Source organism: Streptomyces sp. NPDC049585 (assembly GCF_040675615.1).
Taxonomy (GTDB): Bacteria; Actinomycetota; Actinomycetes; order Streptomycetales; family Streptomycetaceae; genus Streptomyces; species Streptomyces luteosporeus.
Window position 1 is genome coordinate 37,754 of record NZ_JBFAPE010000024.1, and the last position, 23,245, is coordinate 60,998.

The window sequence follows — 23,245 nt, forward strand, 5'->3', positions numbered from 1 at the left end:
GCCGGACACGGCCTGGCACCCCCGTACCGGGCTCCGCCCGGTGGCCTCGAACGCCGGCCTGGCTGGAAGTGGACCCCTCCAGTGACCGCTCCGGGGTCCGGGGCGGAGCCCCGGGGAGCGGGGAGGGGCGGGATTGGGGAAAGACCACCGCCCCAACCACCGTGCGGCGCACGTACCGTGAAAGGCATGACAAGCGGCAACGGCAACGCACCGGAAATGGTCGACTGGAAGCTCGCAGCCGCGACCGCGGCCCGTCTCGTCCGCCCCGGGCCGGAGGTCACCCGTGACGAGGCCCGTGACATCGTCGCCGAGCTCCGGCGGCATGCGACCGCCGCGGAGGAGCACGTCCGCGGGTTCACCCGGATGGTGGCGGCGTCCGACACCCCCGTCCCCGTCCTCGTCGTGGACCGGCCCGGCTGGATCCGCGCCAACGTCGCCGGTTTCCGCGCGCTGCTGACGCCGCTCCTGGACAAGATGTCCGACCGGCGCAGCAACCTGCCGGGCGGGGCGGTGCTGGGGGCCGTCGGCGGCAAGGTGACGGGCGTGGAGCTGGGGATGCTGCTGTCGTTCCTGGCCTCGCGCGTGCTGGGGCAGTACGAGACGTTCGCGCCCGGCAGTGAGGATCTCCCGGGCGGTGGCGGCCGTCTTCTGCTCGTCGCGCCGAACATCGTCCAGGTCGAGCGCGAGCTGGAGGTGGATCCGCACGACTTCCGCCTGTGGGTGTGCCTGCACGAGGAGACGCACCGGACGCAGTTCGCGGCGGTGCCGTGGCTGCGGGATCACATCGAGGGCGAGATCCGGACGTTCCTGAGCGAGACGGACGTCGATCCGGCGACGCTGCTGGAGCGGGTGCGGGAGGCGGCGCAGTCGCTGGCGGGGGGCCGGCCGCCGGAGGGGGAGGGGCGCAGCATCGTGGAGCTGGTGCAGACTCCGGCGCAGCGGGAGGTGCTGGCCCGGTTGACGGCGGTGATGTCGCTGTTGGAGGGGCACGCGGACTATGTGATGGACGGGGTGGGCCCGCAGGTGGTGCCGTCGGTCGCGGAGATCCGGGAGAAGTTCCAGAAGCGGCGGGCCAGCGGGGCCGGCCGGCTGGACGCGGCGCTGCGCAAGTTGCTGGGTCTGGACGCCAAACTGCGGCAGTACCGTGATGGGGAGCGGTTCGTACGGGCCGTGGTGGACGAGGTCGGCATGGACGGGTTCAACAGGGTCTGGACGTCGCCGAACACGCTGCCGACGAAGGCCGAGATCGCCAAACCGGCGGACTGGGTCGCACGGGTGCACGGCACGACGGCCGGGTGACCCGGTCACGCCCCGTGGTCGCGGGCCGTACCGGAAGAACGCTCCCGTAATCACCCGTCCGAGGGACCGTAAGGCAAGGGTGGGCGTGCGATGCTCGGGTAAAGGCTCGTCTCTGTCACCATCGACGTACACAGCGTGACGGAAGGCAGCGGAAGTCTCGCGATACTTCCTCGGGCATCCCCTCCGAATGGAACGATTGGACACACGGACATGGGTCCACACCCCGCGGTCGCGGCGATACGCCTGGCGGTTCGCCGCGTCCTCCACGACGTCCTGACCATGCCCCCCGACTCCTCCCCGAAGCCCCTCGTACAGGACGGTCGCCCCCCGCTCGTCCTGTGCGCGTGCTCCGGCGGCGCCGACTCCATGGCGCTCGCCTCCGCGCTCGCCTTCGAGGCTCCCCGGCTGGGCCTGCGGGCCGGCGGGGTGACCGTGGACCACGGTCTCCAGCCGGGTTCCGACCTGCGTGCAGCCGAGGTCGCCAGCCGCCTGCGGGCCCTCGGTCTCGATCCGGTGGAGGCCGTGCAGGTCGACGTGGGCCGGGACGGCGGTCCGGAGGCCGCCGCCCGTGACGCCCGTTACGCCGCGCTGGACGCCGTCGCCGAGCGGCACGGTGCCACCGCGGTCCTCCTCGGCCACACCCGCGACGACCAGGCCGAGACGGTTCTGCTGGGCCTCGCCCGCGGCTCCGGCATCCGTTCGCTGTCCGGGATGGCCATCACCTCCGGCCACGGCGGCCGCTACCGCAGGCCGTTCCTCGGTCTGGACCGGCAGACCGCGCGCAAGGCGTGCATGGTCCAGGCGCTCCCCGTCTGGGACGACCCCCACAACGCCGACCCCGCCTACACCCGCTCCCGGGTGCGGCACGAGGCCCTGCCCGTCCTGGAGAAGGCGCTCGGCAAGGGCGTCGTGGAGGCCCTCGCCCGTACCGCCCAGCTCTCCCGGGACGACGCCGACGCCCTGGACTCCTGGGCCGCCGCGGTCGAGCCCTCCGTCCGGGACGACGCGGGCGACCTGGAGGTCGCCAAGCTCTACGCCCTGCCCGTCGCCGTGCGCCGTCGCGTGCTGCGCCGCGCGGCCATCGCCGCGGGCTCGCCGCCGGGTTCGCTCTTCGCCCGTCACCTGGAGGAAGTCGACCGGCTGATCACCGGTTGGCGCGGTCAGGGGGCGATCAACCTGCCCGGGCGCGTGGCCGTTCGCAGGCAGGGTGGCAGACTGGTGCTCCGGCAGGGCTGACGCGAGCGGGGCGATCGACGCGCCGCCGGGCCGGACGAGTCGTACGAGCGAGAGTGGCGCGGGTGGACGTGAAGGACATGGGCACCGATCTGAAGTCGGTGCTCATCACCAAGGAAGAGATCGACGCGAAGCTGGCCGAGCTGGCCGCGCTCATCGACGAGGAGTACGCGGGCAAGGACCTGCTCCTCGTCGGCGTCCTCAAGGGCGCCGTGATGGTCATGGCGGACCTGGCGCGGGCGCTGTCGAACCCCGTCACCATGGACTGGATGGCCGTGTCCTCCTACGGCGCGGGCACCCAGTCCTCGGGCGTGGTGCGCATCCTCAAGGACCTCGACACCGACATCAAGGGCAAGCACGTCCTGATCGTCGAGGACATCATCGACTCCGGCCTGACCCTGTCGTGGCTGCTGTCGAACCTCGGCTCGCGCGAGCCGGAGTCGCTCAATGTCGTGACGCTGCTGCGCAAGCCGGAGGCGGCGAAGGTCGCGATCGACGTGAAGTGGGTCGGCTTCGACATCCCGAACGAGTTCGTCGTCGGTTATGGTCTCGACTTCGCGGAGAAATACCGCAACCTGCCCTTCGTGGGCACGCTCGCGCCGCACGTCTACGGCGGCTAGAGCGGTTCGCGGGCCCTGGTGGGGCCCGGTGCAGTCGTGTGTTCCGGCGCGCGGGAACCCTTCGCGGTTTCCCGCCGTTGGAGCAGGGGAAGGCGGGTTTGTTGACCGTCCGCGGCGTCATCGGGTGACAATGCTGGGGTACCGTCCGAAGGTCAGTCTTTTTTCAAGCTTTCAAGGTCGAGCAGGACACCGCACGCACAGCACCTCGTTCCGGGGTGACCGTGCCTCACTGTGGCAGGAGGGACGGGGCGCTCGCGCCCCGTATGGATGGACGTGAAGCGCTACTTCCGTGGGCCGGTCATGTGGATCGTGCTGGCCGTCCTCGCCGTGGTCGTGTTGATGCAGGTCGTCGGCTCGTCCGGCGGCTACAAGTCGGTGGACACCAGCCAGGTCGTACACGCGATCGACAAGAACCAGGTGAAGTCGGCCGAGCTGACGACCGGCGACGAGAACAAGATCAAGGTCGAGCTCAAGAGCGGCGTCAAGATCAAGGGCTCGAGCAAGGTCCAGGCCAACTACATCGGCGACCAGGGCGTGGAGATCTCCAAGGATCTGCAGGCCAAGGCCGACGACGACGACTCGAGCACGCTGCCCGAGGGTTACAACGTCTCGACCTCCAAGCAGAACCCCTTCATCGGTGTCCTGCTCTCGCTGCTGCCCTTCGTCCTGATCGTCGTGGTCTTCCTGTTCCTGATGAACCAGATGCAGGGCGGCGGCTCCCGAGTGATGAACTTCGGGAAGTCCAAGGCCAAGCTGATCACCAAGGACACCCCGAAGACCACCTTCGCCGACGTGGCCGGTGCCGACGAGGCCGTCGAGGAGCTCCACGAGATCAAGGAGTTCCTGCAGGAGCCCGCGAAGTTCCAGGCCGTGGGCGCCAAGATCCCCAAGGGTGTGCTGCTGTACGGCCCGCCCGGTACGGGCAAGACGCTGCTCGCGCGCGCCGTCGCCGGCGAGGCGGGCGTGCCGTTCTACTCGATCTCCGGCTCCGACTTCGTCGAGATGTTCGTCGGTGTGGGCGCCTCCCGCGTCCGCGACCTGTTCGAGCAGGCCAAGGCCAACGCCCCGGCCATCGTCTTCGTCGACGAGATCGACGCCGTCGGCCGGCACCGCGGCGCGGGCCTCGGCGGCGGCCACGACGAGCGCGAGCAGACGCTGAACCAGCTGCTCGTCGAGATGGACGGCTTCGACGTCAAGGGCGGCGTCATCCTGATCGCGGCCACCAACCGGCCCGACATCCTCGACCCCGCACTGCTGCGCCCCGGCCGCTTCGACCGGCAGATCGCCGTCGACCGCCCGGACATGCAGGGCCGTCTGGAGATCCTCAAGGTCCACCAGAAGGGCAAGCCGGTCGCCCCGGACGTCGACCTCTCGGCCGTCGCCCGCCGTACGCCCGGCTTCACCGGTGCCGATCTATCGAACGTGCTGAACGAGGCCGCTCTGCTGACGGCCCGCAGCGACCGCAAGCTGATCGACAACCACATGCTGGACGAGGCGATCGACCGCGTCGTGGCCGGCCCGCAGAAGCGGACCCGGATCATGAGCGACAAGGAGAAGAAGATCACCGCGTACCACGAGGGCGGTCACGCCCTGGTCGCGGCGGCCTCCCCGAACTCCGACCCGGTCCACAAGATCACGATCCTGTCCCGCGGCCGGGCCCTGGGCTACACCATGGTCCTGCCCGACGAGGACAAGTACTCGACCACGCGCAACGAGATGCTCGACCAGCTGGCCTACATGCTGGGCGGCCGCGCGGCCGAGGAGCTCGTCTTCCACGACCCCACCACGGGCGCCGCGAACGACATCGAGAAGGCCACCGCCACGGCCCGCGCGATGGTCACCCAGTACGGCATGACCGAGCGCCTCGGTGCGATCAAGTTCGGCTCCGACAACTCCGAGCCCTTCCTGGGCCGTGAGATGGCCCACCAGCGCGACTACTCGGAAGAGGTCGCCGCCCTGGTGGACGAAGAGGTCAAGAAGCTGATCGAGAACGCCCACAACGAGGCGTGGGAGATCCTCGTCGAGAACCGCGACATCCTCGACAACCTTGTGCTGGCGCTCCTGGAGAAGGAGACGCTCAACAAGGAGGAGATCGCCGAGATCTTCAAGCACGTGGTCAAGCGCCCGCCGCGCCCGGCCTGGACCGGCTCCTCGCGGCGTACGCCCTCCACGCGCCCGCCGGTGCTCTCCCCCAAGGAGCTCGCCCCCAGCAACAACGGCGCCGCCTCCGTGGACACCGTCGAGCTGTCGAAGGACAGCCCCGCCGGCCCGGAGAGCTGATCGGCCCCGTAGCAAGGCCCGGAATGGATGCCGCGTCACCCAGGTTTTAGCCTGGGGGCGCGGCATCGCGCATTTCGGCGCTGACGGACGAGAGAACGAGGCAAGCCCATGACCGACCCGGTGACACTGGACGCCGAGGGCACCATCGGAGAATTCGACGAGAAGCGGGCCGAGAACGCGGTCCGCGAACTGCTGCTCGCGGTGGGTGAGGACCCCGACCGCGAGGGCCTCCGAGAAACCCCGGCGCGAGTGGCACGGGCGTACCGCGAGATATTCGCCGGCCTCTGGCAGAAGCCGGAGGACGTGCTCACCACGACCTTCGACCTGGGCCACGACGAGATGGTGCTCGTCCGCGACATCGAGGTCTACAGCACGTGCGAGCACCACCTGGTGCCCTTCCACGGCGTCGCCCATGTGGGCTACATCCCGTCCACAACCGGCAAGATCACCGGCCTGTCGAAGCTGGCCCGCCTGGTGGACGTCTACGCCCGCCGGCCGCAGGTGCAGGAGCGGCTGACCACGCAGATCGCCGACTCCCTGATGGAGATCCTGGAGCCGCGCGGCGTGGTCGTGGTCGTCGAGTGCGAGCACATGTGCATGTCGATGCGCGGCATCCGCAAGCCCGGCGCCAAGACCCTCACCTCCGCCGTCCGCGGCCAGCTCCGCGACCCCGCAACGCGCGCGGAGGCGATGAGCCTCATCATGGCGGCGCGCTGAACCAGGACATGAGAAAGGGCCCGCCAAATGGCGGGCCCTTTCTCTGTCGCGGCCGCGGCGAGGGCGCCCGAAAGGGGCGCGGGGAACTGCGCGATCAGCCACCAACGACGCGCAGTCGGCTGACGGCAGGACCCCGTACCCCGGGAGCCGGCAAGGAATCCGCTAAGCGGAAAGCCGGCTGCCCATCCACTTCAGCGTGGGGTTCAGCTCGCGCCGCCACGTGTTGAAGTTGTGCCCGCCGCTGTCGAGGATGATCGACGAGACCCGGGTCGGGGACTTCGAGGCCATGTCGATGAACTTCAGGGTGTCCTTGTAGTTGTGCTCGCCCTTCTTGCTGCTGGTCACCAGCAGCGAGACCGGCGGGAGCGGCTTGTTCTTCAGCCGCCACAGCAGGTCGTTCTCGTTCTCCACCTGCTTGCTGCCGCCGAAGAGGGAGCCGGTGGTCGGGTCCTGCGGGGCCTTGAAGTAGCCGGAGAGGGAGGCGGCGGCGCTGTAGGAGTCCGGGTGGCGCATGGCGATCTTCAGCGCGCAGTAGCCGCCGGTGGAGTCGCCGATCATGCCCCAGTTCGCGGCCTTGGTGCCGACGCGGTACTGCTCGGAGATGGCCTTGCGCAGGTCCTTGGCGAAGAAGGTCTCGGTCTGAGGGCCGCCGGGTATGTCCATGCATTCGGTGTCGCGCGGCGGGGCGACGGTGGGCCGCATCATCACGAGGATGGTGGGCTGCATCTTCTTCTCTTTGGCGAGCTTGTGTGCGCGCACGGGGTAGTCCAGGCCCTTGATGAGCGCCTCGGCGGTGCCCGGGTAGCCGGTCAGGGCGACCGATGCCGGAAAGGTCTTGTTCGCGTACTCCGGCTGGAAGTACTCCGGCGGCAGGTAGACGTACGCCGGGCTGCTGATCTTGGACTCGATGCCGACGACGTTGATCTTCTCGATCTTGCCGCCGACGCGCGGCACGTTGCCCCGCGGGACCTTGACCGCCTGCGCACCGACCACCTGGACGCGCTTGGCGCCCATGCTGTGGTCGACGACCACGCCCTCGTCCTTGACCTGGCCGAAGAGGTCGGCCCACGAGCCGTAGAAGCCGAAGGACTGGTTCGCCCACAGTCCGATCGCGGCGAACAGGGAGAGCTGCGTGGCCAGCATCATGCCCACGCGGGCGGCCACGGCGCCCACGCTCTTCCTGCCCAGCCGGGGCCAGAGCCAAATGGTCAACGCGAAGAGCACTACCGCAGCCGCGATGGCAAGCAGCAGTACTGCCATGCTGGTGAGACCCATGAGGTGCTTTCTGCCGAGCGACCCGGCGCCGAGTCGCGGAATGGTTACTTCTTTCCGGGCTCGGCCCCCCGCGGAACCTCAACCCCGAAACCGTCGTCCTACAGGGCGCACATTGCACGGGTGCTGCTGCCGAACGGCGCAGCTCCAGTCGACAGGACGACGGGAAGAGATGTCTGTCAGGGAAGATGGCAATAAGTCCGACGAGGTTGCTTCGCGTTCGAAGTGGCTCACGGGGCTTGCGCGAGTCGTCAAAGGCCCGAAGCCCGAGAACGTACCCGCCGTCGTGGGCACGATCGCGGCGCTCATCGGCCTCGCCGACGTCGCGGCCGGAGTCATCCCCCGGTGGCGCTGGAGCAAGGTGCACGCCCTCGCCGAGGTGCTGCCGGGTACGGTGACCCAGCTGGCCGCCGCCGGTTCGATCATCGTCGGCATCCTGCTGCTGATGCTGGCCCACGGCCTGAAGCGGGCCAAGAAGCGGGCCTGGATGGCCGCCGTGGTCCTGCTGCCCATCGGCGCCGCGGCCCAGCTGATCTACCGCCACTCCAGGATCGGCACGATCCTCTCGCTGCTGCTCTTCGTCTACCTGCTGCGGCACAAGAAGGCGTTCGACGCGCTGCCGGACTCGCGCAGCCGCTGGAAGGCGCTCGCCAACCTGATCGTCATGGGTGGCGTCAGCTTCGCCCTCGGTTGGGTGATCGTCGGCTCGCACGCCAACCAGATGGTCGGCGACCCGCCGGTGCTGGAGCAGATCGAGCACGTCGTGTGGGGTCTGTTCGGCTTCGAGGGCTCCGTCCGCTACACCGGCGGCACCGACTACGTCGTCGGCTACTCGCTGGGCGCCCTCGGCCTGCTGACCGTGCTCTCCACCGCGTACCTGCTCTTCCGCCCCGAGTACCCGGCCCCGCTGCTGACCGAGCAGGACGAGGACCGGCTGCGCGAGCTGCTGGCCAAGCACGGTGCCCGCGACTCCCTCGGCCACTTTGCGCTGCGCCGCGACAAGAGCGTGGTCTTCTCGCCGTCCGGCAAGGCCGCCGTCTCCTACCGCGTCGTCTCCGGCGTGATGCTCGCCAGTGGCGACCCGATCGGTGACGTCGAGGCGTGGCCCGGCGCGATCGAGAAGTTCATGGAGCTGGCCAAGCGCCACTCCTGGACCCCCGCCGTCGCCGGCTGCAGCCAGACCGGTGGCGAGGTGTGGACCCGCGAGACCGGCCTGGACGCCCTGGAGATGGGCGACGAGGCCATCGTCGAGGTCGCCGACTTCAGCCTGAGCGGCCGCTCCATGCGCAACGTCCGCCAGATGGTCAAGCGCATCGAGCGCAATGGCTACACCACCAAGGTGCGCCGCGTGGGCGACCTGAACCCCGAGGAGCTGGCTGCCGTCCAGAAGGCCGCCAACGCCTGGCGGGACACCGAGGACGAGCGCGGCTTCTCCATGGCCCTGGGCCGCATCGGCGACCCCAAGGACCTGGACGCGATCATCGCCACCGCCCACAAGGACCCGGAGGAGGGCGAGGACCTGCCCTTCGGTGACCTGCGGGCCATGCAGCACTACGTCCCCTGGGGCCCGGACGGCAGCTCCCTGGAGCTCATGCGCCGCGACCGCAGCGCCGACCCCGGCATGAACGAGCTCCTGATCGTCGCCTTCCTGCAGGCCGCGCCGGAGCTGGGCATCAAGCGCATGTCGCTGAACTTCGCCTTCTTCCGCTCCGCCCTGGAGCGCGGCGGCAAGCTGGGCGCCGGCCCGGTCGTCCGCATCCAGCGCGCGGTGCTGATCTTCCTGTCGCGCTGGTTCCAGATCGAGTCGCTGTACAAGTTCAACGAGAAGTTCCGCCCGATCTGGGAGCCCCGCTTCGTGGTCTTCCCCAACAGCCGCGACCTGCCGCGCATCGGCTTCGCGATGATGCAGGCCGAGGGCTTCCTGGAGCTGCCGCGCCTGCTGCGCCGCCGCCCGGCCGACCCCTCGGTGATCGTGGACGACGAGGAAGCCGTCGAGCAGAGCGAGGTCACGCGCGCGGCCTGACCGCAGCCGGCCCCGTGGGCCCCCGCACCGGACACCGTCCGGGCGGGGGCCCCTCGCTTTTCCCGTGCCGTTTCCCGCGCCCTCGCTTCTCCCGCGCCCCCGGGCGGGCGGTGAACGGGGCGCCCCCACGCCCTAGGCTGGTTGGTATGAGTACGTTGCGCGGCCGGGTGGGGCCGGTCGGACTGCCCGCGTGGGACCGCTGTGCCGTGATGGGCGTGGTGAACGTCACGCCCGATTCCTTCTCGGACGGCGGCCACTGGTTCGACACCGCCCTGGCGGTCAAGCGGGGCCTGGAGCTCGCCGCGGCCGGCGCCGACCTCGTCGACGTGGGCGGCGAGTCCACCCGGCCCGGGGCGACGCGGATCGACGAGGACGAGGAGCTGCGCCGGGTGATCCCGGTCGTCCGCGAGCTGGCCGGCGAGGGCATCGTCGTCTCCGTGGACACCATGCGCGCCGCCGTCGCCGAGGCCGCCGTCGAGGCCGGCGCGGTGCTCGTCAACGACGTCAGCGGAGGCCTGGCGGACCCGGCCATGGTGCCGGTGGTCGCCGACGCCCGGGTGCCGTTCGTGGTCATGCACTGGCGTGGCTTCAGTGCCGACATGAACAGCCGGGCCGTCTACGGCCCGGACGTCGCCGGCGAGGTGATCGACGAGCTGCGGCAGCGGCTGGACGCCGTCGTCGCCGGCGGCGTCGAGCCCGAGCGCATCGTGGTCGACCCGGGCCTGGGCTTCGCCAAGAACGCCGAGCACGACCTGGCCCTGGTCGCCGGGCTGCGCAGGTTCCGCCGGGAGCTCGACGACCTGCCGGTGCTGGTCGCGGCCTCCCGCAAGCGCTTCCTCGGCCGGGTGCTGGCCGGCCCCGGGGCCGAACCGCCGCCGGCCCGCGAGCGGGACGGCGCCACCGCCGCCGTCTCGGCCCTCGCCGCCCGCGACGGCGCCTGGGCGGTACGGGTGCACGAGGTGCGGGCCAGCGCGGATGCCGTGCGTGTGGTCGCCGCCGTCACCGGTGCCGCGGCCGCCGAGGGGGCGGTGTGAGCACCGCCCGCACCGAGAGCGAGCGGGTCGAGCTGGCCAACACCGCGCTGTACGAGGCGGTCGAGCGCGGCGACACCGTGGCCATGGAGCAGCTGTGGCTGAACGAGCCCGGCGTCGAGGTCTCGTGCGTGCACCCCGGCTGGCCGGTGCTGCGCGGCCGCAGCGAGGTCCTGCGCTCGTACGCCCTGATCATGGCGAGCACGGACTACATCCAGTTCTTCCTGACGGACGTGGAGGTCTCCGTCACCGGCGACACCGCCCTGGTGACCTGCACGGAGAACATCCTCAGCGGCGCCCCCGCCGAGAACGAGGGCGAGCTCGGCCCGCTGGTCGGCCAGCTGGTCGTGGCCACCAACGTCTTCCGGCGCACGGCCGGCGGCGAGTGGAAGGTCTGGTCCCACCACGGCTCGCCGGTGCTGGCGGGCGAGGAGGACGAGGAGGACGACGGGGACGAATCATCCTGACCCGGGCGGGCTGACCCGTCGGGGTGATGTGGCGTACGACACGTCCCCCGCACGGGTATGTCACCCCTGGCCGGACCACCCCGCAGGCGCGTCGGCCCAGGCCGGGGGTGGAAAGGCGGGGACGGGGGCGGAGAGCGAGGGCGGTGCTTAGCACCGCCCGAAGGCCCTGTCCATAGCACCCGAGGACCGGTCGTGTCGGTGCCCGCAGGTAGATTCGAAGTGGGCCACCCGGCGGCCGCCTGCCGCGCCGGGCCCGTACCGACGACCAGCAGGAGTGATTCGTGTGGATCGTGTCGCGCTGCGCGGCTTGAAGGCTCGCGGCAACCACGGGGTGTTCCCGCGGGAGCGCGAGGAGGGCCAGACCTTCATCGTGGACCTGGTGCTGAGCCTGGACACCCGGCCTGCCGCGGCCGGCGACGACCTCACGAAGACCGTGCACTACGGCATCGTGGCCGAGGAGGTCGTGGGCATCGTCGAGGGCGAGCCCGTCGACCTCATCGAGACCCTCGCCGAGCGCATCGCCCAGCAGTGCCTCGCGCACGAGCCCGTGCAGCAGGTCGAGGTCGTCGTCCACAAGCCGGACGCCCCGATCACCGTTCCCTTCGACGACGTGACCGTCACGATCACCCGGAGCCGAGTATGAGCAGCAGCGACCCGACCGTGCAGCCGGTGCCCGCCTCCGTGGTGGAACAGGTGGACGCCGCCGACATCACCCTGCACAACCCCAAGCGCGCCGTGATCTCCATCGGCAGCAACCTGGGCAACCGCCTGGAGACCCTCCAGGGCGCCATCGACGCCTTGGAGGACACCCCCGGCCTGCGCGTCAAAGCCGTCTCCCACGTCTACGAGACCGAGCCGTGGGGCGTAGAGGCGGGCTCCCAGCCGTCGTACTTCAACGCCGTCGTGCTGGTGAAGACCACTCTTCCGCCGGACTCCCTGCTGGAGCGCGGTCACGCGATCGAGGAGGCCTTCGAGCGGGTGCGGGACGAGCGCTGGGGCCCGCGCACCCTGGACGTCGACATCGTCACCTACCAGGACGTCGTCTCCGACGACCCGCGACTCACCCTGCCCCACCCGCGTGCCCACGAGCGTGCCTTTGTCCTCGTCCCGTGGTACGACGTGGACCCCGAGGCCGTCGTCCCGGGCCACGGTGCACTGGCCGACCTGCTGACGACGGTCGGCAAGGAAGGTGTGTCCGTCCGGACCGACCTGGAACTCCGTCTGCCCGAGTAGCCGTTGGGCGGGTGGCGGCGAGCGACAAAAAACAAAGGGGCGACAGCCACGTGAAACAACTGCGGATCGGGATGCTGGCAGGGCTGTTCGCCGTGGCCGGGGTGCTGTCCTGGGCGGCGGCCCGGCTGTGGGACTCCTTCGGCACGCTGCCCAGCGTGCCCGTGGCCGCGCCCATCGTGCTGGCCGTCATCGCCGTCGTCCTCTTCGCCACCGGCCTCTCGATCCGGGCACGCCTGCGCGCCCAGCGGGAGCGCCGCCCCGGCGCCAAGGGCGTCGACCCGCTCCTGGCGGCGCGAGCCGTCGTCTTCGGCCAGGCGAGCGCCCTGGTCGCGGCCCTGGTGGCCGGCATGTACGGCGGCGTCGGCGTCTTCCTGCTCATGGACGGCCTCGACGTCCCCGTCCGCCGCGACCAGGCCATCTACGCCGGCGCCTCGGTCCTGGCCGGCGCCTGCGTGGTGGCAGCGGCCTTCTTCATGGAACGAGTCTGCCGCCTCCCGGAAGACGACGACGAAGACGGCGGGGCGAGCCGAGCCTGACGGCCGGTTTGCGGGCAGGCTTCCGCCGCCCGCGCGTTTGTGGGCAATCGTTCCGCATGGGGGCACCTCCCAGCGGTAGCTGGGGTGGGGGCACCTCCCAGCGGTAGCTGGGGTGGGGGCACCTCCCAGCGGTAGCTGGGGGAGGAACGGGTGGGCACAAACCCGCCCACCGGGCGGAACCACCCCGCCCGCACCCCGGGTGCGGGTCACGCACCACTGACGGTGCGCACGTCCGCGTCCCCACCCACCGACCGCCGCAACGCCGCATGCAATCCCCCCGGCGTGAGCACGCCCAAGAAGTGATCCGCCCCCTCCCCGTCCACCACCGCAATCCACCCCGCATCGTGCTGCAGCATCGTGCTGAACGCCTGCTTCAGTGACGCCCCCAGCGGCAGCCAGGCATCCATCCGCCGTGCCACGTCCCGCACGACTCCGCCACCGGAGGAGACCGCCTCCGCGGAGACCCACCCGTGCAGCCGATCCGCGTCGTCGAGGACGACGGCCCACCGCGCCCCGTCGGCGGTCAGCCGCTCCGCGGCGTCGGCCAGCCGGTCGTCGAGGTGCACGACCGGCGGCTGTTCCAGGTCGCCCGCCTCGATGGGCGTGACCGACAACCGCTTGAGCCCCCGGTCGGCGCCCACGAAGTCCGCGACGTACGGCGTGGCGGGCGCGCCCAGCACCGCGGCCGGTGCGTCGAACTGTTCGATGCGCCCGTTCCCGTACACCGCGATGCGGTCGCCGAGCCGTACGGCTTCCTCGATGTCGTGCGTCACGAAGAGCACCGTCTTGCGCACCTGCGACTGCAGTCGCAGGAATTCGGACTGCAGTCGTTCCCGCACGACGGGGTCGACGGCTCCGAAGGGTTCGTCCATCAGGAGGACGGGCGGGTCGGCGGCCAGGGCCCGGGCCACCCCGACGCGCTGGCGTTGTCCGCCGGAGAGCTGTTCGGGGTAGCGGTCCCCGTACAGGGCGGGGTCGAGCCCGACCAGTTCCAGCAGTTCGGCGGCTCGCGCGCGGGCCTTCTTGCGCGACCAGCCCAGCAGGTGCGGCACGGTGGCGGTGTTGTCGAGCACGGTCTTGTGGGGGAAGAGGCCGACCTGCTGGATGACGTACCCGATGCGTCGGCGCAGTTCGACGGGGTCGACGTCGGCGATGTCCCGGCCGTCGACGAGGATGCGGCCGCTGGTGGGCTCGATCAGCCGGTTGACCATCTTCATGGTCGTGGTCTTGCCGCAGCCGGACGGTCCGACGAGCGTGACCAGCTCTCCTTCCGCGACCTCGAAGGAGAGGTCGTCGACGGCGGTCGTGCCATCGGCGTAGCGCTTGGTGACGTGCTCGAAGCGGATCATGGTTCCCCATTGTTGCCCGGTTGGCTGCCCGTCGGCCGTCGGGACGGCCTTCGAACATGTTGCCGTCGAATGACCGCCGGAGGCGAATGTCAGTGCGCCGGGTTAGGGTCGCTGGTAACCGACCGTGAAAGCCGAGGGGGAGGTGAGGGCACGGATGGCTGGTCAGAACTGCCTGATCGCCAACGACTGGGTCTGCGGGGAGTACGTCCGCACGCGCGGCACGGAGCTGACGGAAGCGACCCTCCAGCACATCGGCATCACTCTTTCGTCCGTGCTGATCGGCCTGTTCGTGGCCTTCCCGTTGGCGCTGCTGGCCCGCAGGTGGCGGGGGATCGCGGCGCCGGTGCTGGGGGCGACCACGATCCTGTACACGGTGCCCTCCCTGGCGATGTTCTCCTTGCTGGTGCCGGTGTTCGGGCTCTCGGCGGCGGTGGTGGTCACCGGTCTGGTGCTGTATTCGCTGACGATCCTGGTGCGCAACATACTCGCCGGCCTCGCGTCCGTCCCGGAGGAGGCACGGGAGGCGGCGCGGGGCATGGGGTTCGGTCCGGCCCGGCTGCTGTTCCAGGTCGAACTGCCCTTGTCCGTACCGGCTCTGATGGCGGGTCTGAGGATCGCCACGGTCTCGACGGTCTCGCTGACGACGGTGGGTGCCATCATCGGCTACGGCGGCCTGGGCAACCTCATCTACGAGGGCATGCACAGCTACTTCAAGGCCCAGGTGCTGACGGCATCCGTGCTGTGCGTCCTGCTGGCCGTGGTGGCGGACGTGCTGCTGCTGGGCGTCCAGCGGTTGCTCACACCGTGGGCGCGGGCGGGAGCGCGGCCGAAGAAGCGGATGTCGGCGCGGCGGCCGGCGAACGACCTGCCGGGCGAGGCGGTGGCCTGATGGACGTCCTGGGACGTACGTGGGAGTGGCTGAGCACCTCCGCCCACTGGTCCGGCACGGACGGGGTGTGGCACCGGCTCGGTGAGCACCTCTTCCTCACCGTCGTCTGCCTTCTGATCTCCTGCGCGATCGCGCTGCCCGTCGCCCTGCTGCTCGGCCACCTGGGCAAGGGCGGCGCGCTGGCCATCAACATCTCCAACGTGGGCCGTGCGGTGCCGACTTTCGCGGTGTTGGTGCTGTTGCTGCTCAGCCCGCTCGGTACGCACGGATCCTGGCCGACGGTCATTGCGCTCGTGCTGTTCGCGATACCCCCGGTGCTCACCAACGCCTATGTGGGCATGCGCGGTGTCGACCGGGGGACGGTGGAAGCCGCGCGCGGCATGGGGATGACGGGCCGTCAGGTAATGGCGCGCGTCGAGCTGCCGCTGGCCTTCCCCCTGATCATGACCGGCATCCGGTCCGCCGCCGTGCAGGTCGTGGCCACGACGACGCTGGCGGCGCTGCCCGGCGGCGGCGGGCTCGGCCGCATCATCACGGCCGGCTTCCGGCTCACCGACACCGCCCAGGTGGTGGCGGGCGCCCTGCTGGTGGCGGTGCTGGCGCTGGCGGTGGAGGGCGCGTTCGTGCTGCTGCAGCGGTTGCTGGACCCGATGCGCGGGCAGGTGGCGACCGCACGCGCATGACGAGCGAACCAATCGGACGGATGGAGTCACCTATGCCCAGGACAACGCTGCCGTTGCTGCCGGGAACGGCGCGCCGGGCGCGCCGCGCCCGCGCCCTGCTGGCGGCCGCCGGCGTCGCGGCCCTGACCGCGGGGCTCGCCGGCTGCGGCGGCGACAGCCTGGAGAAGTCCGGCGGGGCGGGTGGCTCCGGCGCCGGCTCGGGGGAGAAGTCCCTGGTCATCGGCTCCGCGTCCTTCACCGAATCGAAGGTTCTGGCGGAGATATACGCGGGGCTGCTGAAGAACGCCGGGTATTCCACGACGGTGCACACCGTCGATGCGCGCGAGCTGTACGAGCCGGCGCTGGAGCGGGGCGAGATCGACGTCGTCCCGGAGTACGCGGCGACGCTCACCGAATTCCTCAACAAGAAGCAGAACGGCAAGGATGCCCCGCAGGTCGCCTCCTCCGATCCGGAGGCCACGGTGAAGGCCCTGCGGAAACTCGCCGAGCCGCGCGGTCTGAAGGTGCTCGAACCGGGCCGGGCGGTCGACCAGAACGCCTTCGCCGTTACCGGCGAGTTCGCAAACGAACACCACCTCAAGACGCTTTCCGACCTCGGAAAGTCGAAGCAGCAGGTCAAGCTGGCCGCGGGCGACGAATGCCGGGAGCGGCCCTTCTGCAGGCCCGGGCTGGAGAAGACCTACGGCATCGAGGTCTCCGGCATCGTGCCGCTGGAGGTCGGCAGCCCCCAGGCCAAGCAGGCGGTCAAGGACGGCAAGGCGCAGCTGCTCCTGACCACCACCACGGACGCCACCCTGAAGCAGTTCGGACTGGTGCTCCTCGAAGACGACAAGAAGCTGCAGAACTCCGACAACGTGCTGCCCGTGGTGAATGCCAAGAAGGCCGGCTCGGAGAAGATCACGGAAGCGCTGGAACGGCTCAACAGGGTCCTGACCACGGCCGATCTCACCGAACTCAACAAGAAGGTCGACGCCGAGCGGCTCAAGCCCGCCGATGTCGCCGCGCAGTACCTCAAGGAGAAGAAGCTCCTGACGAAGTGACGGACCGACGTGACGGCGAGCAAGTGACGGTGTAGGGGAGAAGTAAGATCAAGGGACGAGTTTGGTGGCGGGGTCACACTCCCGAGGCAACGCACGGTAAGTTTCAGGCCATGCCACGAGGACGCCACCGCCATTCCGCACCCCTGCACCGGCTTCTTCCCCCGCTGTCGGTCGCCGCGACATCCGTCGCGTGCGCCGCCGGTGCTCTGGTGGTGGGCGAGCCGCTCGTCATACGCGCCCTGGCCGCGGCCTCCGCGGCCGCGGCCGTCGTCGGCTCGGTGATGATGCGCCGCTGGGACCGCGCGGCAGGCAAGCGCGTCGCCCAGCTCTCCGCCGCCCGCACCCGGGACGAGTGGAAGACCGAGGAGCGCATCGCCGAGCTGGAGACGGACCTCGAGGAGACCCGGCTGGCCCGCACCAGGGTCGAGGTCAAGCTCCGCAACAAGCGCGCCGAGCTCGCCCGCCTGCGCACCGAGCACGCCGACCTGCTGCGCCGTTACGCCACCGCCGAGACCGAGCGGGCCAGCGCCCTGGAGGGCCGCCGCCTGCTGGAGAAGGGCGCCGGGGCGAAGCCCGCGGCAGCGGGCGAGGCCAAGGCCCTGCCCCCGGCCGGGATCGGCCCCGACGCCTACCGGCGGGCCGCCGACGCCCTGCGCACCTTGGAGCGCAAGGCCGAGGCCACGGCTGCGGCGAAGACCGCCGAGAAGGCCTCTGCGAAAGCCGCCGAGAAGGCCGCTGCGCAGGACGCCGTGAAGGACGCCGCGAAGAAGCAGAAGCCGGCCGCCAAGAAGATCGCGAAGGCCGACGCGGCCCCGCCGGTGCCGGCCGCACGCCGAAAGGTGGCCCGCACCCAGGGCGGCTTCGACTTCTTCGGCAACGCGAAGAAGGACAAGCCGGTGGACGAGCAGGACCTGGCCGACGTGGTCGGCGAGGAGGCCCTCGCCGAGGCGGCCGGCGTCGACGAGGACGGCAAGGTCATAGACCTCACCGCCCACGACGAGACCGAGCAGATCGACGTGGCCGAACTGCGCACCGCGATCTCCTGACGGAGCCCCGGCCGGGGACGTCTACTTGTCGATGTCGCCGACGACGAAGAACAGCGATCCCAGGATCGCCACCATGTCGGCGACGAGCGTCCCCGGCAGCAGCTCCACCAGCGCCTGGATGTTGTTGAAGGACGCCGACCGCAGCTTCAGCCGGTACGGCGTCTTCTCACCCTTGGACACCAGGTAGTAGCCGTTGAGCCCCAGGGGGTTCTCCGTCCACACGTACGTCGAGCCCTCCGGTGCCTTGAGCACCTTGGGCAGCCGCTGGTTGATGGGGCCCGGGGCCAGCTCCGCCAGTCGGTCCAGGCAGGCGTCCGCCAGCTCCAGCGCGTTGTGCGTCTGCTCCAGCAGGCACTCGAAGCGCGCCAGGCAGTCGCCCTCCTGCCGGGTGACGACCTTCAGCACGTCGCCCAGCTCGCCGTAGGCCAGGTACGGCTCGTCACGGCGCAGGTCGAAGTCGACGCCGGAGGCCCGGGCGATCGGCCCGCTCACCCCGTAGGCGTGCACCGTCTCCGGCGTCAGCACCCCGACCCCGCGCGTACGGCCGCGGAAGATCTCGTTGCCGAGCACCAGCCGGTCGTAGACGTCCATCCGGGAGCGCACCTCGGCCACCGCATGCCGGGCCCGCCCGAGCCAGCCGGCCGGCAGGTCCTCCTTCAGGCCGCCGACGCGGTTGAACATGTAGTGCATCCGGCCACCGGAGACCTCCTCCATGACCGTCTGCAGCTCCTCGCGCTCGCGGAACGCGTGGAAGACGGGCGTGATCCCGCCGAGCTCCAGCGGATAGGAGCCGAGGAACATCAGATGGTTGAGCACCCGGTTCAGCTCGGCCAGCAGGGTCCGCGTCCACACCGCGCGCTCGGGCACCTCCATGCCCAGCATGCGCTCGACGGCGATGACCACGCCCAGCTCGTTGGAGAACGCCGACAGCCAGTCGTGACGGTTGGCGAGCATGACGATCTGCCGGTAGTCGCGGGCCTCGAAGAGCTTCTCCGCCCCCCGGTGCATGTAGCCGATCACCGGCTCCGCCGAGATGATCCGCTCGCCGTCCAGGACGAGGCGCAGCCGCAGCACGCCATGGGTGGACGGGTGCTGAGGCCCGATGTTGAGCACCATGTCGGTGCTCTCCGCCGCGCCGCCGATGCCGACTGTCGTCTCCGTCATGGGAACAGTTTCTCAGCCCCGCCGGACGACCCGCCCCGGCCGTCGCCGCCGGGCGCGCCCAGCACCTCGGCCACCACCGGCGCACAGGCGTCTCCGACCGGCTGCAGCAGCCAGCCGAAGCCGCCCAACCCGCCCGGTGCCGTCAGCTCCGCCGCCTCCCCGGCGGTGCCCAGCGCCCGCACGTAGGCGGCGGGGTCGGAGGAGGCCAGCGAGAGCGGCGGCCTGCCGCCGTCCACGCCCAGGGCGTGCAGCGCCCGGCGCTGCGTGGTCACCGCGGCGCCCGTGCCGGGCCCGGCCGCGGCGCAGGCGTCCAGGGCGACGTGCGCGGTGATGTCGCAGCTGCCGTCCGGCACCGGCCGCACCTCGCGGCCGTCGCGGAAGCCGGCGAGGGTGCCGAAGGGCGGCCGGGTGGCGCGCTCGTGGGCGTAGTCCACGGCCACCGCGAGCCCGGCCCGCAGGCTGCCGACCGCGTGCGCCCAGGCGGCGTCGCGCGGGTGCCCGATCTCCGCCCGGCTCCCGGGCGGCGCGCCTTCCAGCGGCCACCAGCGGGCCAGCCACGCGGCGTCCTCTCCGGCGACCGGCTCGCCCAGCATCTCCTCACCGTCCTCGCCGACGAACACCCGGCGGGCGCTGCCCGCGCCGTCGGCCTCGGCCACGTCCACCGGAACGTTGTCCAGCCACTCGTTCGCGAACAGCAGCCCCTCGACGCCTTCGGGGACCTTTTCCAGCCAGACGACCCGCGGGTCCAGCCCGGCCGGGCGGTCCGCGATCTCGACCGCGTACGGGCGCAGCCGCGCCGCAAGGTCCTGCGGGCACCGCTCCAGCACCGCGCGCACCAGCTCGCCCCGGCCGGCGCCCACATCGGTGAAGGCCAGCTCCTCCGGGTGCCCCAGGGCCGCGTCCACCCGCCGCAGCAACTCCACGACCGCCCCGGCGAACAGCGGCGAGGCATGGACCGACGTACGGAAGTGGCCCGCCGGCCCCTCGGGGCGCCGGTAGAAGCCTCCGGGGCCGTACAGGGCGGCATCGGCCGCCTCCCGCCAGGTCCGCGTCCCGTCCGGGCCGCTGCTCGCACTCGCCATGTGCCCACGGTAAGCGGGGGCGTCCGGGGGCGACCCTCCACCTTGGGGAGTAGTCGCCCGGGGCATGGATCGCCCCCCGGGCTGACCCGGGCACCGACTCCGCATGCCTACGCTGGGTGACGTGCAGCGTCTCTACGACTTCCTCCGCAGACACCCCACCTGTGTGGACAGCTTCTGGGCCGTCCTGCTGCTGGGGATGAGTCTGCTGTCTGCGGCGGATTTCAGCGGGGGATCCCCGGCGGTGCCGGCCCTGCTGTCCCTGCCGCTGTGCCTCGTCGTGGCGCTGCGCCGCCGGGCCCCGCAGAAGATGCTGCTGCTCGCCACCGCCACCGGCGTGGCCCAGCTGGCGCTGAACCAGCCCGCGGGCGTCGCCGACTTCGCCATGCTCGTGATCGTGTACACGGTGGCGTCCGGGCACGTCCGCTGGGCCTCGCGCTTCGCCCTGGCCGGCAGCTTCGTGGCGGCACCGCTCGCCCAGCTGCGCTGGCCCAACCCGCACAACTCCCTGTCCACCAACCTCCTGGTGACCGTCTTCCTCGCGGTGCCCTTCCTGCTCGCCTGGGTGCTCGGCGACTCGATGCGCACCCGCCGCGCCTACTGGGCACAAGTGGAGGAACGGGCGAAGAGGCTGGAGAAGGAGCGCGAGCAGCAGGCGCGGATGGCGGTCACGGCCGAGCGCGCCCGGATCGCCCGCGAGCTGCACGACGTCGTCGCCCACAACGTGTCGGTCATGGTGGTGCAGGCCGACGGCGCGGCGTACGTGCTGGACGCCTCGCCCGATCAGGCGAAACAGGCGCTGTCGACGATCTCCGCCACCGGCCGTCAGGCCCTCGCCGAGATGCGCCGGCTGCTGGGCGTGCTGCGCACCGAGGAGGGCGGCGAGACCGGCGGCGAGTACGTGCCGCAGCCGGACGTGGAGCGGATCGGCGAGCTGGTCGAGCAGGTCCGCAGCGCGGGCCTGCCGGTGGACTTCAAGATCGAGGGCGCGCCGCGCCCGCTGCCCAGCGGCGTGGAGCTGACCGCCTACCGCATCGTGCAGGAGGCCCTGACCAACACCCGTAAGCACGGCGGCCCGGACGTGGGCGCCAGCGTGCGGCTGACGTACTTCGACGACGGCCTGGGCCTGCTGGTGGAGGACGACGGCCGGGGCGCACAGCAGGAGCTGTACGAGGCGGGTGGCGCCGACGGCATGGGCCACGGCCTGATCGGCATGCGCGAGCGCGTCGGCATGGTCGGCGGCACTCTGGACGCGGGGCCCCGCCCGGGCGGTGGCTTCCGCATCAGCGTGCTGCTGCCGAACAGGCCGGGCCGCTGACCCCGCCGCCACCATGGAACCCTCCATCGATACCCCCGCTCCTGCTCGATCCGTGAACCTGTGAAAGGGAACCCCGCATGGCGATCCGCGTGATGCTCGTCGACGACCAGGTGCTGCTGCGCACCGGCTTCCGCATGGTGCTGGCCGCCCAGCCCGACATGGAGGTCGTCGCCGAGGCCGGGGACGGCGCCGAGGCGCTCGAGGTGCTGGCCGGCACCGAGGTGGACGTGGTGCTGATGGACGTCCGCATGCCGCGGCTGGACGGGGTGGAGGCGACCCGCCGCATCTGCGTCCAGGACGATCCGCCCAAGGTGCTGATCCTGACCACCTTCGACCTCGACGAGTACGCCTTCTCCGCGCTCAAGGTCGGGGCCAGCGGCTTCATGCTCAAGGACGTGCCGCCCAACGAGCTGCTGGGCGCCATCCGGGCGGTGCACAGCGGCGACGCGGTGGTCGCGCCGAGCACCACCCGCCGGCTGCTCGACCGCTTCAGCCCCATGCTGCCGAGCACCGGCGCCGAGCCGGTCAGCGCCGAGGTCTCCCGCCTGACCGAGCGGGAGCGCGAGGTCATGCTGCTGGTGGCCCAGGGCCTGTCCAACGGCGAGATCGCCGCCCGCCTGGTGCTGTCCGAAGCGACGGTGAAGACCCATGTCGGCCGGATCCTCACCAAGCTCGGCCTGCGGGACCGCGTGCAGGTCGTGGTGATGGCCTACGAGAGCGGTCTGGTACGGGCCGGAGGCGGCGGGGCCGCCGCCCAGTAGCACCCCCGCGCCCCTGACGGGGCGCTGCACACGATCCGCCGGACACGACCTAGCGCAGCACGCCCTCCAGGAAGTCGCTGCCGAGCCGTGCCACCACCGTCAGGTCGAGCTGGTGGAGCACGTACCGGCCGCGGCGCCGGGTGGTCAGCAGGCCCGCCTTCTTCAGCACGGATATGTGCCGCGAGACCTCCGGCGCGCTGATGTCGTGCGCCGTGGCGAGCTCGCCCGTGGTGTACGCGGAGCGGGCCAGGTAGCGGCACATCCGGATGCGCATCGGGTGGGCGAGGGCCTCCAGGCGCAGCTTCAGCAGCTCCAGGGACTCCGGCCCGGGCAGCTCCGCCGCGGCCACGGGGTAGTGGACCACCGGCCGCCAGCCGGGGGCGTGCAGCACCCACACATGGGGCCAGCCGAAGGAGGACGGCACAAAGGTCACGCCCGGGCCGATGGCGGGGTCGAGTGCCGTCGTCCGGCCGTTGCCGAGCTTGTCGACGTTGATCCGGGTGCCGTCCTCGGTCAGCGTCACCGCGGGCGAGACCTCCGCGAGGGCCTCGGTCAGGCCCTTGCGGCGCAGCACCTCGGTCTTGTGCCGGGCATCGGCGGTCAGTTGTACGCGCACCCGCTGCCAGGTGTCGTTGAAGAACGCCTCGGCGCAGTCCTCGAAGAGTCGCCGCAGCCAGGCGCGCACGGTCGGCGGGTCGTCCAGGATCCGGCGGGCGAACTCCACCGCCCGGGGCCCGCGCGCCATGGCGCGCTCCATCGCGTAATGCCGGGCCTCGGCGTCCACCAGGGGAGACGGTCCGGGCCGGCTGTAGCGGCTGGAGCACGAGATCTCCAGCGCGGCGTCGACGAACACCTGGTCGTCGAGCCGGTCGAGCAGGTCCAGGTCCTCGGCGAGGGTGGCGCCGGGCACGCCCTGCGTGTGCGGCAGTGCGGCGAACGGCAGGGAGATGTCGGAGAACGTCGAACGCCACAGGAAGTCCGCCTCGCACAGGCGGTCCGCGAGGTCCGGCTTGAGGGCGGAGTTCGTCGCGGTGGTCCAGCCGTGCAGCCCCGGGTGGTGCACCGGCTCGGCCAGCGCGTGCAGGGCGGCGCACAGCTCGGCCAGCGGGGACGCCCGGAAGACCATGCGCTCGGGCGGCAGCCCCGCGATGTCGATCATGACGCTCATGGGCTCATCGTGCCTCTCTCCCGGCGGGCCGGGCCGT

Annotated in this window: 22 protein-coding genes; 17 read left to right on the forward strand and 5 right to left on the reverse strand. The window is 71.2% G+C overall.

Translation table 11 applies throughout. The annotated features are described in order from the left end of the window. Positions 1–216 precede the first annotated feature (216 nt). The 5 genes from AB0K17_RS22800 (at position 217) to folE (ending at position 6,149) form a co-directional block, all read left to right on the forward strand. Positions 217–1,299 carry a zinc-dependent metalloprotease gene (locus tag AB0K17_RS22800; RefSeq protein ID WP_365966225.1) on the forward strand — a complete coding sequence of 361 codons (1,083 nt, stop codon included), beginning with the start codon at positions 217–219 and terminating at the stop codon, positions 1,297–1,299. A gap of 210 nt (positions 1,300–1,509) precedes the next feature. Continuing rightward, on the forward strand, positions 1,510–2,535 hold the full coding sequence (gene tilS, locus AB0K17_RS22805; RefSeq protein ID WP_365984067.1) for a tRNA lysidine(34) synthetase TilS: 1,026 nt from the start codon (positions 1,510–1,512) through the stop codon (positions 2,533–2,535). A gap of 77 nt (positions 2,536–2,612) precedes the next feature. Beyond that, entirely contained in the window at positions 2,613–3,152 is a 540-nt protein-coding gene (hpt, locus tag AB0K17_RS22810; RefSeq protein ID WP_344439083.1) for a hypoxanthine phosphoribosyltransferase, read from the forward strand. Positions 3,153–3,419: 267 nt separating this feature from the next. Further along, positions 3,420–5,432, forward strand: a complete 2,013-nt coding sequence (gene ftsH / locus AB0K17_RS22815; protein WP_365966169.1) for an ATP-dependent zinc metalloprotease FtsH — start codon at positions 3,420–3,422, stop codon at positions 5,430–5,432. Between the two features lie 108 nt (positions 5,433–5,540). Continuing rightward, positions 5,541–6,149 (forward strand): GTP cyclohydrolase I FolE, encoded by a 609-nt coding sequence (gene folE, locus AB0K17_RS22820; RefSeq protein ID WP_365984068.1) that lies wholly within the window; start codon positions 5,541–5,543, stop codon positions 6,147–6,149. Between the two features lie 162 nt (positions 6,150–6,311). On the opposite strand, the gene AB0K17_RS22825 is transcribed toward folE, so the two are convergent. Beyond that, the gene (locus AB0K17_RS22825) at positions 6,312–7,424 is read right to left on the reverse strand and encodes an alpha/beta hydrolase-fold protein (RefSeq protein WP_365966171.1); all 1,113 of its coding nucleotides are present in this window, start codon (positions 7,422–7,424) and stop codon (positions 6,312–6,314) included. A 169-nt stretch (positions 7,425–7,593) separates the two neighbouring features. Here AB0K17_RS22825 and AB0K17_RS22830 point away from each other — a divergent pair, with 169 nt between their 5' ends. The 6 genes from AB0K17_RS22830 (at position 7,594) to AB0K17_RS22855 (ending at position 12,711) form a co-directional block, all read left to right on the forward strand. Then, positions 7,594–9,444 carry a phosphatidylglycerol lysyltransferase domain-containing protein gene (locus tag AB0K17_RS22830; RefSeq protein ID WP_365966172.1) on the forward strand — a complete coding sequence of 617 codons (1,851 nt, stop codon included), beginning with the start codon at positions 7,594–7,596 and terminating at the stop codon, positions 9,442–9,444. A 146-nt stretch (positions 9,445–9,590) separates the two neighbouring features. Beyond that, positions 9,591–10,478 (forward strand): dihydropteroate synthase, encoded by an 888-nt coding sequence (gene folP, locus AB0K17_RS22835; protein ID WP_365966173.1) that lies wholly within the window; start codon positions 9,591–9,593, stop codon positions 10,476–10,478. Continuing rightward, entirely contained in the window at positions 10,475–10,942 is a 468-nt protein-coding gene (locus tag AB0K17_RS22840; RefSeq protein WP_365984069.1) for a nuclear transport factor 2 family protein, read from the forward strand. The genes folP and AB0K17_RS22840 overlap by 4 nt, the downstream gene beginning before the upstream one ends. A 283-nt stretch (positions 10,943–11,225) precedes the next feature. Further along, complete coding sequence (gene folB, locus AB0K17_RS22845; RefSeq protein WP_365966175.1) at positions 11,226–11,585, forward strand: dihydroneopterin aldolase; 360 nt, start codon at positions 11,226–11,228, stop codon at positions 11,583–11,585. After that, the gene (gene folK / locus AB0K17_RS22850; RefSeq protein ID WP_365966176.1) at positions 11,582–12,175 is read left to right on the forward strand and encodes a 2-amino-4-hydroxy-6-hydroxymethyldihydropteridine diphosphokinase; all 594 of its coding nucleotides are present in this window, start codon (positions 11,582–11,584) and stop codon (positions 12,173–12,175) included. Before folB ends, folK begins: the two co-directional genes overlap by 4 nt. Positions 12,176–12,225: 50 nt before the next feature. Further along, a complete protein-coding gene (locus AB0K17_RS22855) occupies positions 12,226–12,711 on the forward strand; it encodes a DUF3180 domain-containing protein (RefSeq protein WP_365966177.1) in 486 nt (161 codons plus the stop codon). A 206-nt stretch (positions 12,712–12,917) separates the two neighbouring features. On the opposite strand, the gene AB0K17_RS22860 is transcribed toward AB0K17_RS22855, so the two are convergent. Continuing rightward, the gene (locus AB0K17_RS22860; RefSeq protein ID WP_365984070.1) at positions 12,918–14,060 is read right to left on the reverse strand and encodes a betaine/proline/choline family ABC transporter ATP-binding protein; all 1,143 of its coding nucleotides are present in this window, start codon (positions 14,058–14,060) and stop codon (positions 12,918–12,920) included. Between the two features lie 154 nt (positions 14,061–14,214). Between AB0K17_RS22860 and AB0K17_RS22865 the strand changes: the two genes are divergently transcribed. The 4 genes from AB0K17_RS22865 (at position 14,215) to AB0K17_RS22880 (ending at position 17,718) form a co-directional block, all read left to right on the forward strand. Beyond that, the gene (locus tag AB0K17_RS22865; RefSeq protein ID WP_365984072.1) at positions 14,215–14,949 is read left to right on the forward strand and encodes an ABC transporter permease; all 735 of its coding nucleotides are present in this window, start codon (positions 14,215–14,217) and stop codon (positions 14,947–14,949) included. Continuing rightward, positions 14,949–15,632 carry an ABC transporter permease subunit gene (locus tag AB0K17_RS22870; RefSeq protein WP_365966180.1) on the forward strand — a complete coding sequence of 228 codons (684 nt, stop codon included), beginning with the start codon at positions 14,949–14,951 and terminating at the stop codon, positions 15,630–15,632. The genes AB0K17_RS22865 and AB0K17_RS22870 overlap by 1 nt, the downstream gene beginning before the upstream one ends. Positions 15,633–15,664: 32 nt before the next feature. After that, positions 15,665–16,672 (forward strand): ABC transporter substrate-binding protein, encoded by a 1,008-nt coding sequence (locus AB0K17_RS22875; protein ID WP_365966181.1) that lies wholly within the window; start codon positions 15,665–15,667, stop codon positions 16,670–16,672. Positions 16,673–16,782: 110 nt separating this feature from the next. Further along, positions 16,783–17,718, forward strand: a complete 936-nt coding sequence (locus AB0K17_RS22880) for a hypothetical protein (RefSeq protein WP_365984073.1) — start codon at positions 16,783–16,785, stop codon at positions 17,716–17,718. A gap of 21 nt (positions 17,719–17,739) precedes the next feature. On the opposite strand, the gene AB0K17_RS22885 is transcribed toward AB0K17_RS22880, so the two are convergent. Continuing rightward, positions 17,740–18,882, reverse strand: coding sequence for an NADH-quinone oxidoreductase subunit D (locus tag AB0K17_RS22885; protein WP_365984074.1), 1,143 nt, complete (start codon positions 18,880–18,882; stop codon positions 17,740–17,742). Further along, a complete protein-coding gene (locus AB0K17_RS22890; protein WP_365984075.1) occupies positions 18,879–19,964 on the reverse strand; it encodes an SAM-dependent methyltransferase in 1,086 nt (361 codons plus the stop codon). Before AB0K17_RS22890 ends, AB0K17_RS22885 begins: the two co-directional genes overlap by 4 nt. Before the next feature lie 121 nt (positions 19,965–20,085). Here AB0K17_RS22890 and AB0K17_RS22895 point away from each other — a divergent pair, with 121 nt between their 5' ends. Both AB0K17_RS22895 and AB0K17_RS22900 read left to right on the forward strand, forming a co-directional pair. Further along, entirely contained in the window at positions 20,086–21,279 is a 1,194-nt protein-coding gene (locus AB0K17_RS22895) for a sensor histidine kinase (RefSeq protein ID WP_365984090.1), read from the forward strand. 77 nt (positions 21,280–21,356) lie between these two features. Then, positions 21,357–22,040 (forward strand): response regulator transcription factor, encoded by a 684-nt coding sequence (locus AB0K17_RS22900; protein WP_365984076.1) that lies wholly within the window; start codon positions 21,357–21,359, stop codon positions 22,038–22,040. Between the two features lie 49 nt (positions 22,041–22,089). On the opposite strand, the gene AB0K17_RS22905 is transcribed toward AB0K17_RS22900, so the two are convergent. After that, on the reverse strand, positions 22,090–23,208 hold the full coding sequence (locus tag AB0K17_RS22905; protein WP_365966186.1) for a DUF5937 family protein: 1,119 nt from the start codon (positions 23,206–23,208) through the stop codon (positions 22,090–22,092). Positions 23,209–23,245 lie beyond the last annotated feature (37 nt).